This is a genomic window from Flammeovirga sp. OC4 (genome assembly GCF_000812565.1).
Lineage (GTDB): Bacteria > Bacteroidota > Bacteroidia > Cytophagales > Flammeovirgaceae > Flammeovirga.
Map to the genome: position 1 here is coordinate 263,347 of NZ_JTAM01000004.1, position 16,179 is coordinate 279,525.

10 protein-coding genes are annotated in these 16,179 nt (G+C 35.0%); 7 read left to right on the forward strand and 3 right to left on the reverse strand.

The annotated features are described in order from the left end of the window. The first annotated feature begins 646 nt into the window (after positions 1-646). The 3 genes from mutS to PL77_RS05300 are packed head-to-tail and all read left to right on the forward strand — an operon-like array spanning position 647 to position 4,823. Positions 647-3,292 (forward strand): DNA mismatch repair protein MutS, encoded by a 2,646-nt coding sequence (gene mutS / locus PL77_RS05290; RefSeq protein WP_253273965.1) that lies wholly within the window; start codon positions 647-649, stop codon positions 3,290-3,292. Between the two features lie 7 nt (positions 3,293-3,299). Further along, positions 3,300-3,833: a DUF4199 domain-containing protein gene (locus tag PL77_RS05295; protein ID WP_044202443.1), complete on the forward strand. Its 534-nt coding sequence runs from the start codon at positions 3,300-3,302 to the stop codon at positions 3,831-3,833. A 24-nt stretch (positions 3,834-3,857) separates the two neighbouring features. Continuing rightward, positions 3,858-4,823 (forward strand): glycosyltransferase family 2 protein, encoded by a 966-nt coding sequence (locus PL77_RS05300; protein WP_044202446.1) that lies wholly within the window; start codon positions 3,858-3,860, stop codon positions 4,821-4,823. Between the two features lie 160 nt (positions 4,824-4,983). Here PL77_RS05300 and PL77_RS05305 read toward each other — a convergent pair whose 3' ends face one another. Both PL77_RS05305 and PL77_RS30295 read right to left on the reverse strand, forming a co-directional pair. Further along, entirely contained in the window at positions 4,984-5,955 is a 972-nt protein-coding gene (locus PL77_RS05305) for an AraC family transcriptional regulator (protein ID WP_044202449.1), read from the reverse strand. 110 nt (positions 5,956-6,065) lie between these two features. After that, positions 6,066-8,777: a family 14 glycosylhydrolase gene (locus PL77_RS30295; protein ID WP_052444191.1), complete on the reverse strand. Its 2,712-nt coding sequence runs from the start codon at positions 8,775-8,777 to the stop codon at positions 6,066-6,068. 801 nt (positions 8,778-9,578) lie between these two features. On the opposite strand from PL77_RS30295, the gene PL77_RS05315 reads away from it, so the two are divergent. Further along, positions 9,579-9,782 carry a hypothetical protein gene (locus tag PL77_RS05315; RefSeq protein WP_044202452.1) on the forward strand — a complete coding sequence of 68 codons (204 nt, stop codon included), beginning with the start codon at positions 9,579-9,581 and terminating at the stop codon, positions 9,780-9,782. 182 nt (positions 9,783-9,964) lie between these two features. Further along, on the forward strand, positions 9,965-12,574 hold the full coding sequence (gene alaS, locus PL77_RS05320; RefSeq protein ID WP_044202454.1) for an alanine--tRNA ligase: 2,610 nt from the start codon (positions 9,965-9,967) through the stop codon (positions 12,572-12,574). 390 nt (positions 12,575-12,964) lie between these two features. Here the strand turns inward: alaS and PL77_RS05325 are convergent, their stop codons facing one another. Further along, positions 12,965-13,792: a hypothetical protein gene (locus PL77_RS05325; protein ID WP_044202457.1), complete on the reverse strand. Its 828-nt coding sequence runs from the start codon at positions 13,790-13,792 to the stop codon at positions 12,965-12,967. An 88-nt stretch (positions 13,793-13,880) separates the two neighbouring features. Here PL77_RS05325 and PL77_RS05330 point away from each other — a divergent pair, with 88 nt between their 5' ends. Both PL77_RS05330 and PL77_RS05335 read left to right on the forward strand, forming a co-directional pair. Further along, entirely contained in the window at positions 13,881-14,780 is a 900-nt protein-coding gene (locus PL77_RS05330; RefSeq protein WP_216595883.1) for an Rpn family recombination-promoting nuclease/putative transposase, read from the forward strand. A 317-nt stretch (positions 14,781-15,097) separates the two neighbouring features. Continuing rightward, complete coding sequence (locus PL77_RS05335) at positions 15,098-16,111, forward strand: hypothetical protein (RefSeq protein ID WP_044202459.1); 1,014 nt, start codon at positions 15,098-15,100, stop codon at positions 16,109-16,111. Positions 16,112-16,179: the final 68 nt, after the last annotated feature.

Sequence of the window (16,179 nt, forward strand, 5' to 3'; positions counted from 1 at the left end):
AATGTATTCTTAATCAATTTATTATCAATTCTATAGTTATTTATTCTTTGTACCCAACACATAAAACAACACAAAACACTGATAAACAATTGATTACACCTTTATTTTTTAGTGATATATTTAAGTTAAAATACCTTTCATTTTAAACATAATATTAAAATAGTACAGTAATTCACATTATTTCTGAATTTTAGATGCATTATATCTAATCTCTATTCATCCTTCTTCCTGTTAAAAAAAATTAATACCGCAAACCTTTTTACTAATCATTCGTTCGATTAGTTATAGATAATAAAAATTGATTAGGTAGTAGATTAGTTAAGATCGTGCGTATTTGGAAAGGGATCTCTTGATAAGGGATCCCTTTTTTTGTTTTAAAAAACTGTGAGCAAATTGTAAACTAGATTATCGTCAATTTTTAATCGGCCTTTCTACAAGCATTTATAAGATCAACTTTCAAGCTTCTTCATTTTGGTCTTACCACAAAAACGAAGTAAAAAAGTCAGGACTTTGAAGGGAAATGCATCATGGATCAATACAATCCGTCAAAAAGCTTAAGAATTATTGTCTCTTCCATTCTATCACAATGCTATATTCTAAAACCTTTCCTTAAATTTGCAGATCAATTGGACATATCTTAATGAATATGTCTCGAAGGAAGTTAGAAAATAATAATTTTAGAGCCTTGGCGAAGACAAAGACAAAGAAGGAAACTCCGATGATGAAGCAGTTCAATGCGATCAAAGCAAAGCATCCTACTGCTATGTTATTATTCAGAGTTGGAGATTTTTATGAGACGTTTGGAGATGATGCAATTACTGCAAGTAAGATATTGGATATCGTTTTAACGAAACGTTCTAATGGTTCTGCTTCTGAAACGGCATTGGCAGGTTTCCCTCATCATTCTTTGGATACCTACTTACCTAAATTAGTCAAAGCCGGACAAAGAGTTGCTATTGTAGATCAACTTGAAGACCCTAAAACAGCCAAAGGTGTTGTAAAAAGGGGAATCACCGAGTTGGTTACACCTGGTGTGTCTATGAATGACAATGTACTGAGCGTAAAACAAAACAACTACTTGGCGGCAATTCACCTTTGTAAAAAAGAAATGGGAATCTCATTCTTGGATATTTCTACTGGTGAATTCTTTGTGGCACAAGGCGATCAAAATTACATCGATAAATTATTACAAGGCTTTTCTCCTTCCGAAGTATTGTATTGTAGAACGGAACAGGAGCAATACAATGATATTTTCGGAGATACTTACCCTACTTTCAGACAAGATGATTGGGTATATACTTCAGAATATGGTTATGATAAACTGACTTCTCATTTCGGCACGAAGAACTTAAAGGGCTTTGGTATTGAAAATCTTCCATTGGCGATTATTGCTGCGGGAGCTATTTTGAATTACCTAGAGTTAACAGAACATCATCATATTGATCATATTCATCAAATCAGCAGAATTCAAGAAGATAAATATGTTTGGTTGGATAAATTTACAGCTAGAAGTCTTGAATTAATTTTCCCTCAAAATGAAGGAGGTGTTCCTCTCATCGACATTATGGACAAATGCGTTACTCCAATGGGGGCTCGTTTGTTGAAAAAATGGACTGTTCTTCCTTTAAAGGATCAAAAAAGTATTGATGCCCGTTTGAATGTAGTGCATTACTTTACAGAGGAGGAAAATACAGCGGATGAGGTACTCTCTCATTTAAGGCAAATCACGGATATTGAACGCCTGATTTCCAAAGTGGCTGTAGGAAGAGTCAACCCTAGGGAAATTGTCTTTATCAAAAAAGCATTACAACATGCTGCTCCTATTAAGGCTATCCTTTCAAAAATTGATCATCAAGAGATCAAAGGAATAGCAGACCGGATCAATACATGTAAAGTCTTGGTTGATCGTATTGAGAAAGAAATGCAGGACAATCCTCCATTAAACCCTGCCCAAGGAAATATCATCCGTACAGGTGTTAATGCTGAATTAGATGAACTGAGAGCAATTTCTCACTCAGGAAAAGATTTCTTACAGAAAATACAGGAAAGAGAAAGTGAGCGTACAGGTATTCCTTCTTTAAAAATTGGATATAATAAAGTATTTGGTTACTACTTAGAGGTAAGAAATACACACAAAGATAAAGTTCCTGCGGAGTGGATTCGTAAGTCTACACTGGTCAATGCAGAACGCTATATCACAGAAGAGTTGAAACAATACGAAGAGAAAATTCTAACTGCAGAAACACAAATTTCTGTTATTGAGAATAAACTTTTCATGGATTTGGTACATGCCTCAACAGAGTACATCAGTCCAATTCAACAAACGGCTTCAACACTAGCAAAACTTGATTGTCTACTTTCTTTTGCTACCAATGCCATTGAATATGATTATGTAAAGCCTGAGATTACAGCTGATAAAGCATTATCAATCAAAGAAGGTAGGCACCCAGTGATTGAGAGACAACTATCGGTAGATGATCCGTATGTTCCGAATGACGTGTATTTAGATACAGAAGAACAGCAAATCATGGTGATTACTGGTCCTAACATGTCAGGTAAGTCTGCCTTATTAAGACAAACTGCTCTGATTGTTTTGATGGCTCAAATGGGTTCGTTTGTTCCGGCACAATCAGCCACGATTGGTATTATCGATAAAGTATTTACTCGTGTGGGTGCATCCGACAACCTTTCAAAAGGAGAGTCTACTTTTATGGTGGAAATGACAGAAACGGCTAGTATTCTGAATAACATTTCTGATAGAAGTTTAATTCTGATGGACGAAATTGGAAGAGGAACGAGTACTTATGATGGTGTCTCAATTGCCTGGGCCATTGTAGAGTACCTTCACAATCATAATAAAGCGAGAGCAAAAACGCTCTTTGCTACGCATTATCATGAACTAAATGAACTTGCAGAGGATTTTCCACGCATTAAAAACTTCAATGTTTCCGTAAAAGAACATCAGAAGAAAATCATTTTCTTGAGAAAACTGAAGGAAGGCGGAAGTGAGCACAGTTTTGGTATTCATGTAGCACAATTGGCAGGTATGCCTCAAAAAGTAGTAAGGCGTTCGGAAGAAATCTTAGAGCATTTAGAACAAGATAAACGCAAAGAGAAAAATACAGAACGCATTAAAGAAGTGCCTAAAGATAATTATCAACTTTCCATTTTTGACTCGGTAGATCCCGTTGCTAAGAAATTGAAAGATGAATTTGAAAAAATTGATGTCAATACCATGACTCCAATTGAGGCAATGCTTAAATTGAATGAACTAAAGAAACTTTTATCATAGATAGAAAATGAACAATCAATTATCGATAAAACCAATAGCACTAAAGTATGGTGCCATCATCGGCGTTTTCTCTTTTGGATACAGTACACTCCTACATTATTTAGGAAATGCTCAAGATCCTTTTTTACAATACTTGAGCATAATGGTCTATGCCACTGCAACTGTTTTTGCTTACAGAGAATATAGAACAAATAATAATGAAGTCCTCACTTTTAAAATAGGGACAAGACTTGGCACACTGCTCTCGTTTATTGCAGCCGCTATCTCTTCTGTATTCAATTACCTTTATATTAAATTTGTGGATGACAGTGCTATCAGAGAGGCTCTTGAAATTACAACCAAAGCTTTAGAGGGAAACCCTGATCTTACGGATGAGCAATTTGAGATGACCGTTTCTTGGATGGAAACCATCAGTTATTCGGTACTTCCTCACCTTCTCAGTATTGTATTTTTGACATTCTTAGGTTTTCTATTCTCAATGGCTGTTGCTCAAATGATGAAAAGAGAGCCCGTAGATCCTGACCAAGATTACGATTTTTAATTTACAAGCTTCACTACTTTTAAAATGGAAGAAAAGAAAATAGATGTATCCGTAGTTGTTCCTTTACTCAATGAAGAGGAATCCCTCCCTGAGTTGGTAGAATGGATCAATAAAGTATTTGTTGCTGAAAACATCAATGGTGATTTGTATCTTATTGATGATGGTAGTACTGATAATTCATGGGACATTATTGTGGAGTTGAAAAAGAAATTTGAATGGATTCACGGCATTCAATTTCAAAGAAACTATGGTAAATCAGCAGCACTGCAAGTTGGTTTTCAAGCTGCTGAAGGTGAAGTAGTGATTACAATGGATGCTGACTTACAGGATAGTCCAGATGAAATCCCAGAATTAAGACGTATGATTTTGGAGGAAAAGTATGATATTGTTTCTGGATGGAAAGAAAAAAGGTATGATCCACTTTCAAAGACTATTCCTACAAAAATATATAACGCTGCAACTACAGCTCTATCAGGCATTAAATTACATGATATGAACTGCGGATTGAAGGCTTACAGAAAAAATGTTGTCAAGGCGATTGAGGTATACGGTGAGATGCACCGCTATATTCCTGTAATTGCGAAATGGAATGGATTTTCGAAAATTGGAGAAAAACCAGTACAACATAGAGCTAGAAAGTATGGTACTACAAAATTTGGTTTGGAACGCTTTATCAATGGCTTCCTCGATTTGATGTCCATCACTTTTGTGTCTCGCTTCAAAAAAGCCCCGATGCATTTCTTTGGTTTATTGGGAACACTTTCTTTCATGTCAGGAACTTTAGCGGCTGTTTGGCTATTAGGTGAGAAGGTTTATTTATCGATCAATCGCCTTCCTGTTAAAAGAGAAGTAGTGGAACAACCGTTATTCTACCTCGCTCTGACTGCTGTTATTATAGGTTGTCAGATGTTTATGACTGGTTTTATCGCTGAAATGGTTTCTTTAAATCAGCCTAATCGAAATGATTATGGTATTAAAGGAAGAATATAAATATGTAAAAAAAGGGAAGAAGGAAGAAGGGTAAGGTAAGGCGATTTTTTATCCTTAATACAAACCATTTTTCTTAATTCTTACCTAAAAAGGCCTTATGTCTTAGGGCTTGGTATTTAATTAACTTGATAACACCTAAATCTGAAAAAGAATTTAGGTGTTATTTTCTTAAGTCATCCTTAAATTCTCTTGGTGTCACACCGTATTTCTTCTTGAAGTTAGCCGAAAAATGACTTGCACTAGAAAAACCCAAATCCATCGCTATCATTGACATCGTTTTTTCTCCCTCCTGCAAATAGGTTTTGGCTAGATCTAGGCGTACATCTTGATGAAATTGATGAATTGTCACTCCAAATACCTGCTTAAATAATGCTCTAAGTCTACTGGCACTTAAACCACACTCTCTAGCCAAATCATCAATTTGAACCGGTTGGCTTACTTGATTTTTCAAGTAGTTTCTCGCTTTAAAAACTGCTTTTGTATTGAAAGGGTATTTATTTGATTCCAGAATATTTTCACGTTCATTTACTTTAGAGAAAAAAGTAGCAACCAAATGCAAAGCACTAGCGTGTACTAATTCTTGTTCATAGATATTCTTCACCTCCTCCGAATACATTCGCCAAAACATACCATGCATTACAGGATCAAATTCTTCAAAAATATAATAGGGAGCATCCTCTAAAAAGAGCTGTTGATAATATTCCGATTTGCTTGCCAAAAATTTATAATACTCTTTCTTCAACCGAATGCTCACAAACCTGGTTTTCCGATGTGGAAATAATTCCCAGCCTACAGTGTCTTTTGTATTGGTGGTAAATGCTCCTTCCGTGAAAAAGGCAAACTCTTCCTTTTCATTATTCTCATTCTCAATATCAATTGTTTTCTTTTCTGAAGGTTCACCAAAGAAAATAGGAATATACTCATCCATGGTATTTAACTGCTTTCCTGTAGAGGCAACTTTCTGTTTCAAATGGAAATCAAAACGTAGTATTTCCATTTGTTCATTGAAACGAAAACCATCAACAACTCCCTGTCCTAACTCATTATTAAAAACGATGGAGTCTCCTACTCTTTTACCATTGAATATTCTACCCCAAGCTTCTAAGGCTTTATCAAAATCTCTTTGTTCCATAACATAAAAGATATAAAAAAACCATTAGTAATTCCATATCTTCTCAGATTAAATTACTAATGGTTTAGAATGTATCGAACACCTTATTGAAGGTATTTCTTTGAAGAAAATTAGCGGAGTTTATTGATTAACTCTGCATATTTTTCAATCGGGAAGTTATTATCTGAGAACAAGTTTTGCATTCTTAGAATTGTAATTCCAGAATAACTTGTATTGGCTCTTGTCAAGGCCTTTTCTATTTGATCCCATCCTGACTGACTGTAAAGTTCATGATAAAGGGCGTTTTCACCCATTACTTGAATTCCTAGTTTTTTGGCAGAATTAGAGAACCACATCACTAGGTCTTCCGCTCTTGAGTAACCTTCCCAGTCTTTGTTCATTTTTTCTAAACAAGTAAAGTGAAGTACTACTCTTTCTTTGAAATCCTTATCGATGATTTTCTTGAGCATATCCTCATATTCACCTCTATCAGTTGCCCCTATTCCTGGATAAGGAGCAATCAAACCTGCTGTAATCTCCGCTACCCTTGGTTTATTTGGATCTGAAATTAACCAGTGAATACCTGGCATTTTGAAACCAATCGGTACTTTTTCAAATTCCTCATTAAAGATCGCTGTTGCTCTTCTGATAATTTTATTACCATGTTTTGCAAGGCTATCATTGTACCAATTGAAGAAGTCCTGACCTATACGTGAAGTTGCATAGTTATTATTATTGAATAAGTCATCAGCATCTGGCATTGGAATTTCTTCTGCTGATTCATATCCGGTATGCCATACCTCGTTAATATAGTCTAAGCTACCGTACATGTTAATCACATGACGTTGGAAGTCTTCTTTTGCCAATCGGCTATAACACTGTAATGTACCACGGTTAGGATAATCACCCCAGTCATGTGAGTTGTAAGAAGGGTATCTTAACTCCCCCGCAGGTCCTAGTGAAACGTTGATTTCATCCGTCATCCAAGCATACTTTTTGTAGCGTTGCTTGAAAGCTTCCATAAAACGTTCATAATAGGGCATCACATACGTATCTGCCCAAAGTGATACATACTCCACACTTACATCTCCTGTTTCAGAAACGTATTGTAAATCTTCGATTGACTTCAATTGAGGGTTTTCTTCCACAATTTTACCCCAGATCCAAAGCGGAATCATCTGCGTAAAGTCGTCGTTTACATTACCTCCTGCTTGGTGGAACGATAAAATTGGCACCCAATTCAATCCTTTTGATTCAATCAGTTTTACCATATTATCATAGTAAGACCAATCAAAAACATTCGATTGTGTACCTTCAACCAATCCCCACCATATATCAATAGAAACAGCAGAAACACCAATATCCCTCATACGATCTAATTGACGTGACACCGTCAACCAGTCATGATCTTGCAATAAGCGTTTTGGGTTGTGTGTTTTAACATGCAAAGGTCCCATTACTCTGAAAGACTTTTGCTTTGTTTCTATGTGATCATCTTTAAATTGAACCTTTCTGATCAACTCCTGCAAACGAGCACTACCGGTGTTTAATTGATCAAATAATACTTTCATATTATTGATGATTAAACCACTCAATGTATCATTTTTCAGAAGCCAAAGTGCTGCATTATCCCAAATCACATGAGAGTTAATACCTTCTACAGAACTATTTTCTAGATAGAACGAAATCGGGTTCCCCTCTCCAAATGAAAGTAATTCTTTTACCTTCAATGCATATTCAGAGTCTTTTTTGTACTCTGTTCTGCTCTTCGTTGGAATAATTATTCCTAATCTTTCTTGCTGAATACCATCAGCAATCATTGACAATGATGTCTGATAAGCTTCACCAATTGAAATATCTTTATGAATAGCAATACTGCCCGAACCAACTTCTAATTGGTGTGGTGTATTTTTTAGATTTTTTTCTGCGTAAGCGATAGATCCTCTAATACATAATTTCGAATGCTCAAATCCATGATCATTGAATGTATTTTGAAGAATATGCAATAGCTTATTTCCGTGATTACAAAGCGACTTACTGTACCAAGAAGTCACATCAAACCCATAAGTAGTATCAATGTATTTTCTTCCTTGAAGTGCATCATTTGTTTTAAAATAAGACAATAATGCTTCCTTGTCTGTAATCCCTTCTATACCCCAAGCTTCACCTGCTTCTCTATATCCTTTGTATTTCTCTCTCACATAATTATCCCAATCGTCCATAGCTAATGGAGAATAGCACTGCATATTTCTTCTTGGAAATGAGCATTCGTTAAGCGGATAACTTAGCTCTCCTTGTGGCGTAGCAGAGATAATAAATTTCGTGAAGGATCCAGATTTATCTTGGAAATGGTTTTTGAAAGATTGTATTAATTCCTCATAATAAGGCATCACATAATGGTCTGCCCATAAGGAAACTGCATCTTGAACGTTTCCTCCTGCCTTATTGACGTATTTTAATTGACTTAAGTATTTGATTTCATCATGAGCACACATCAACTGCCCCCATAGCCAATCCGGTAATGTACAAAGGAAATTTTCTTCGTAATTGTTGATCATCTGAAAGTTGAACTCGACCACCACTTTTAGGTCGTTTTCTGTAATCTTATCGATCAAACTTCTGTAGTATTGCCAATTGTAATGAATGTAGTGTTCTTTGTGATCTGATGCCTTTCCTTCTCCTTCTACTAACTTCCACAATACGGGCACCAAAACCACTTCCATACCAATTTTCTTTCCTCTGACAATCCATTTTTCAAGGTCTGTCCAATCTGGATCATGTTGCGAAAAACAAGTATCAGGAGAGAGAATTGAATACGGTAATCTGACTTCAAAAGTCTTCATTTTCTTTTATTAATTTAGTTAGAAACAATCCAAAAATGAATTGCCAATCATAGCATAAGACGAAAGTCGTTATACAATTTAGTTTAGTAAATATAATCAAGTTTTTAATAGAGAAAGAAATCAAGTAATTAAAAATTAAACAAATCATTTTCAGCAACCGGTAACATAATTCGCTAATTATCAAGGATCACTATTTAAAACACTGTTACCTCTTTTAATAAAAACGTAATTGTGATACAAATTTCAGCAACTTCATTAAGGTGTTATTAGAAGGTCTCTAAATCTACTACTCCATAAATCGTTTTTTGCATTATTATAAGATAAGCATTGCAGAAAATCAAAATATTACATTTTCAATAATGTTATTTCGTGAGACTATTATAGGTGAAAAATCGAGTTTATAATTCCTCTGCTTTAGAAATAATGAAGGGAAAAGAAATAGAATTATTTCACTGCGAAAAAGAGACAATTTCACTGTAATGATACTTATTAAGTAAATAGTTGATAAACATAAGGCCGTACCTGTATAACAATGTAAAAACAAGGGTTTTAACCAATGTTATTAGTGGCTGATTACTTGGGAATTAATATAAACAGTAGTCATTGACCTTTCACTCTTAAAACACAAGAACGAGATATGCTTAATTTAGATGATCCAATCAATAAGTACTTCCCTTTTAAAATTTTCAACCCAGTACTTCTGGATGAAGTCATTACTCTGAAACATTTAGTGTTACTTTAAAAAAGAACTGATCAAAGGAAAACCCTGTTTTTTCTGTAAAGTATGAGTCTAACCTATTTATGGGAAGTACTTCATCAGGATTCTATGGACATACTGGTGGTGATCCGGGAATTGTTTCCCTTTTCTTCTTTGACGCAGATCGTAAAGTAGGACGACTAATTATTGTCAATACACACATAGATGGCAGCGAAGAAGCTGTTCTCAATGAACTTTGGGCCATTTGGGAAAAGCTGGATGAATACAAAGTGAAGCTCATAAATTAAAGGAGATACACGGGCTGAATTCCCATTTTTAGAATTGAAACTCCGCCAATTCTCTTATTTTTTTCAAAAGATCCTTATTTACAGCACTTCAATTGCTTATATCGTTATTTAGATTGAGAAAATATCTTATTTTTGCACGATCAAAAATTTGAAAATTTATAAAACTCACTAGAGAAACATACATGGACGCAAAAAGTATTCGCCGCACGTTCTTGGAATTCTTCCAAAGCAAGCAGCACGCCATCGTTCCTTCGGCACCACTTGTGATTAAAAACGACCCTACGTTGATGTTTACCAACGCAGGTATGAATCAATTCAAAGATTATTTCTTAGGAAACAAAGCCGCCGAGGATGCACGTGTCGCCGATACTCAAAAATGTTTACGTGTATCTGGTAAGCACAATGACTTGGAGGAAGTAGGTATTGATACTTACCACCATACAATGTTCGAAATGCTGGGTAACTGGTCTTTCGGAGATTATTTCAAAAAAGAAGCAATTGAGTGGGGTTGGGAACTTCTTACTGAGGTTTACAAGCTACCAAAAGATAGATTATATGTTACAGTATTCGAAGGCGATGAAGGCGACGGTACTGAACTAGATCAAGAAGCTATTGATATCTGGAAAGGGTTAATCGATGAAGACAGAATTATCCCTGCCAATAAAAAAGATAACTTCTGGGAAATGGGTGAGACAGGTCCTTGTGGTCCTTGTTCTGAAATCCATATTGACCTTCGTAATGACGAGGAAAGAGCGAAAGTTGACGGTCTTGGTTTAGTCAACGAAGATCACCCTCTAGTGGTAGAGATCTGGAACCTTGTATTTATGCAATTCAACCGTAAGGCAGATGGTTCATTGGTTTCTCTTCCTAACAAACATATCGATACAGGTATGGGATTCGAACGTTTATGTATGGCGATTCAACAAAAAGAATCGAACTACGATACAGACGTATTCCAACCAATGATTCAATTCTTAGCAGCGAAGTCTGGTAAAGAATATGGTAAAGATGAGAAAATAGATATCGCTATCCGTGTGATCTCTGACCATATCCGTGCGATTTCATTTGCTATTGCTGACGGTCAATTACCTTCAAACAACAAAGCAGGTTATGTTATCCGTCGTATCCTTCGTAGAGCGGTACGTTACGGTTATACTTTCTTGGATTTCAACAAGCCATTTATGTATGAGTTGGTGGATATTCTTTCTGATCAGTTTGAAGAAACTTTCCCTGAGGTAATTTCACAAAAAGACTTCATCAAGAAAGTGGTAATGCAAGAAGAGGCGGCTTTCTTAAGAACACTAGACAAAGGTTTAGGGATTCTTCAAAAAGCAATGGACGCCGCTTCTGACAAAAAGATCGCAGGTAAAGAGGCATTCACTTTATACGATACATTCGGTTTCCCTCTTGACTTAACACAATTGATCGCTTCTGAAAACGGATTCTCAGTAGACACTGCTGGTTTCGATGTGGCGATGCAAGAGCAAAAAGACAGAGCTCGTGCAGCTTCAGCTTCAGAAAAAGGCGATTGGATTGATGTAAACGATGGTGACTCAGTTGAATTCTTGGGTTACGATGCATTAGAATCAGACGCTTCTATCTTACGTTACCGTGAAGTAACAGAGAAGAAGAAGACAATTATACAGTTAGTACTTGATCAAACGCCTTTCTATGCTGAAAGCGGTGGACAAGTAGGTGACAAAGGTATTTTAGTTTCTGGTGAAGAGACAATCGCGATCTTCGATACAAAGAAAGAAAACGATTTGATCATTCACTTCGCTAACAAATTACCTTCTAATCCTTCAGCACCAGTAGTAGCTAAAGTGGATGCTTCACGCAGATCTTTAACAGAGAATAACCACTCTGCTACTCACTTATTACACGCTGCATTGCAAGAGGTATTGGGTGATCACGTGGCTCAAAAAGGTTCATTGGTCAACGAGAAACACTTACGTTTTGACTTCTCTCACTTCCAAAAAGTAGAAGCAGAGGAAATCGAAAAGATTGAGAAAATCGTGAACCAAAGAATCCGTCAAAACATCCAATTGAACGAGCAAAGAAACGTTCCAATCGAAGATGCAAAAGCAATGGGTGCTACTGCATTATTCGGTGAGAAGTACGGTGACTTCGTTCGTGTAATTACTTTTGATAGCGATTACTCTGTTGAACTTTGTGGTGGTACACACGTTCCTGCTACTGGTAAAATTGGTTTATTCAAAATTACTGCTGAATCATCAGTTGCTGCAGGTGTACGTCGTATTGAAGCGATCACTGCCGATGCTGCTGAAGAGTATGTGGACGAGCAAATCACTTTATTGCAAGAGATCAAAGAGCTATTAAAAGCGAAAGATCCTAAGAAAGCAGTAGCTGACTTAGTGGAAGCAAAAGCAGCTTTATCGAAAGAAGTAGAAACACTTCGTAACAAAGAATTACAAGCGGTGAAAAACGAATTAGCTTCTAAAGCAGTAGCTAAAGACGGTTTCAACTTTATCGCTGAAAAAGTTTCAGTTCCAAATGCTCAAGGATTAAAGCAATTGGCTTACGACTTGAAAGCGGTTGTTGAAAATATGTTCTTGATCTTAGCAGCTGACGTTGATGGTAAGCCTCAGGTAGCTGTAATGATCGACGAAGAGTTAGTGAAAGCGAAAGATCTTCACGCTGGTAAAATCGTTAAGGAATTAGCGAAAGAAATCAAAGGTGGCGGAGGTGGACAACCTTTCTTCGCTACTGCCGGTGGTAAAGATATCAATGGCTTGGATGCTGTTGTTGAAAAAGCACAAGAGTTAGCTTAATCAGCTAGTTTTTATAGATATTGAAACGACCTTCCCTTAATTGGGGAGGTCGTTTTTTTGTTAAGCATTTAAGGTTATTACCTAATTATATTTAAACACATACATCTTATTAAAGAAAAAATGTGTTCCTTTGTCATTAAGTATTAATCCTTGTTAGATTAATATGGGCATTGCTATGGCTTCAATTTCTTAGCAATGCCCTTTTTTTATGCTCCCCTGTTTCAAGTGTTAAGCGCGAGCGTCACTTGGAACTGAAAATTGGCGAAGTCTCCCGACTTCGAACATAAAAGTCATATTTTTCATTCATTTCGAAGTCAGGAGACTTCGCCAAAGTGTAATCACAAGTGCCGCCTATCGGCTTAACACTTGCGATATGGTGAAAGAAAAAAATTATGAAGGGTCTACATTTTTCATATAGAAATGATACCACTCAGAATCAGATCCAAATTGATAGTCTTCAAATATTGTTTGCCATTCATTAATATTACTCCTATTGATTAGTCCATTCGAAAACATATTATAATCTGTAGTATGTAACCTTAATAAATTAGATCTAGGGGTAGCTTCACTTATATTTTTTTGGACAAAATACTCAATACTCAGAGATTTAACTGTAAACCAACCTGTAAATTCTATTTCATTATTAATTATATTTTCATGATGGTATAGTCGTCCTATTGAGAGTGGTGGAAAGTCTAATGATAATTGATTAGCATATGGCTTTAGTCTTAGCACAACTTTCACATCTTTTAATTTCTCATTTCCATTTAGAAAATTAAGCATATTTTGAGTAGGGCTATATCCTTTTTCAACTAGTCTGCATGAAATATGTTTTACAATATATTTTTTAAACAAGATCCATTTTTCTCTCCATTGATTTTGATAGATCTTCTCTAAATCAATTCTTTTTTCTTTTAAAATTTCATCCTCATTTTCAAAAAAGTAAGAAAAAAAATCATCATAAGATTCATCAAAAGGTTTACTTCTGGAACCATTACAAACTTTGCATAAAAACTTAGGAAACTTAATAAAATCAGATTTAGGTCCTTGAATAATAAAGGATCTATCTTCCTCATTTTTAAATAATTTCAAGTCTATATCTTTATATTCATCCTTTTTGTAGAAGTAATCAAAGTGTGTTTTTTTTATTTTATGCTCTCTTGTTAGATCTTCTGTTGAATTACACCACCAACATTTTTTAAATGATTTACTTTTCATTTAAACAAAAATAAAAAACTATTTAAATTTAAAAACTTATCATTTAACTTACTCATAACTAATTATTCAAAGCTTAACGATTAACTTTATGGCAGACAACAAAGAAAAGAGTATGCATACGCGATACATCAATCCTTTTACTGATTTTGGTTTTAAACGTTTATTTGGTGAAGAACCAAGTAAAGCTATCCTGATGGACTTTCTCAATGAACTTTTGAAAGAACAAGAAGGAGAAATCAAAAGTATTACCTATATGAAAAATGAACATTTAGGTAATAGTGAGATTGATCGCAAAGCTATTTTTGACATCTACTGCGAAAATGAAAAGGGAGAAAAATTTATTGTAGAGTTGCAAAAGTCAAGGCAAACTTTCTTTAAAGATCGATCTCTATACTACTCTACTTTTCCTATTCAAGAACAAGCTAAAAAAGGAGAATGGAACTTTGAATTGAAGGCAGTCTATACTGTAGGTATTCTGGATTTTGTTTTCGAAGAGGACAAACATGAAGTAGAAAAGTATCGCTATGATGTAAAATTGATAGATGAAGATACATGTAAAGTCTTTTACGACAAACTTACATTCATCTATCTAGAAATGCCTAAATTCAAAAAGCAGATTCATGAATTAGAGTCCAAGTTTGAAAAATGGCTTTACGTAATTAAGAACCTTGAAATATTAGACCAATACCCTACTGAACTAAAGGAAAATATCTTCGAACAATTCTTTAAAACCGCAGAAATAGCTAAAATGACTGTGGAAGAATATCATACTTATGAAAAAAGTTTAATGCATTATAGAGACCTAAAAAATTCCTTAGATACAGCAAAGGATGAAGGTAGAGAAGAGGGTATAATAGAGGGGAAAGTAAAGGGCAAACAAGAAGCTAAAATTGAAATGGCTCTTAAACTTCTAAAAATGAATCTCTCTCTTGATGATATTTCAAAGGTAACAGACTTAGGTATCGATGAAATCAAAAAGTTGAAATAATCCCTCAAACTGGCGCAAGTGTTAAGTGAAACGTCACTTGTGCCTAGTATTTTTTATAAGTCTGTTGACTTACAGAACTATTTTTTAGTCTAAAAGTCAACAGACTTTTTACATTTTTCAAACACAAGTCTCGCTGTCGCTTAAGACTTGAGCTAGTGAGGGCTCATTATATAAGAGGTACTATTCAATAAAATAACCTCCCTCGTTAAACTATAATAAAATCACCCAATAAATCTTAAACTAAATTTGTACTACAAATATTCTCTATAAATTAATAAACGATAATTTTATTCCTCTTCATTTTAAAGCACACTATCATGAATATAAAAAACCTATTCTGCTTACTTCTTATTTCACTATTAATAAGTTGTGATCAATCCCAAGAAGATGAAATGAACAAAGCCAAAATCCGTTCTTTAATAGAGAGTGCCTCTCCTATTGAAAAAGAAACATTTTCATTTGATAAATCAGAAAACATTGAAATTGTGACTAAAGACAGTGTTTTCATCAACATCAGCTGGGAAGATTTAGAAATTGATGAAGCCAATTTTTCTGGTAAAATCAATGTCAATTTCACTAATTACCCTACAAATATCGATATGTTTTTCGGTGGTTTACAGACCGTTGCCGACACTGCACTTTTAGAGTCTAGCGGTAGTTTCAATTTAGAAGTCTTTGATGGAACAACTCCTATAAATCTTAAGGAAGGTAAAACTGCAAGTATACAATACCCTGTTAATGGAACACCAAAAAAAATGGACTTGTACCTCTATGATGAAAAAAGAAATTGGGTAAAAACGAATATTTCTGTAGAACAGAGAACTATTGAGCGAAAAGATACAACTACCAAGACTATCGTTATAGCTAGGACAAAAAATGATCCTTTGTATTATACAAGAACGGATAGAGTTTACACCGATGTTAGTATTCAAGTGACAGATCTTGAGTACTACTTCGCAAACCTGCCAACACTCAATTATATTAACTTCGACTACCTTCTAAAATCACAAAGAGCAAATATTGCTCTAGCTCCTAATTTCGATCTAGTAAGTAATTATGATGTTCATATTTTATTAAAAGAATTTAATGCGAATCGAAATTATTGGATAACGAAAGCGTCTATTGCTCAAGAAACTCACGTGACAACATTTTCTCTCCCTTTAGGAGCAAAAGCTACTGTTTTAGTTTTTTCTGTAAAAGGTGAAGACTTCTTATTCGAAAAGAAAGACATCAAAATAGAAGAAGGTCTCGTTTTAGAGTTAAATCCTAAAAAAATGTCTAAAGAAAAAATTCAGCATCAATTACGATCCTTAAAAAGGCACTTTAAATAGTCACTTTAGATTTGTGCTAGTGAGTGTTAATATCAAAAGTGGATTTGCAACATTTTTTCGGATAAAAA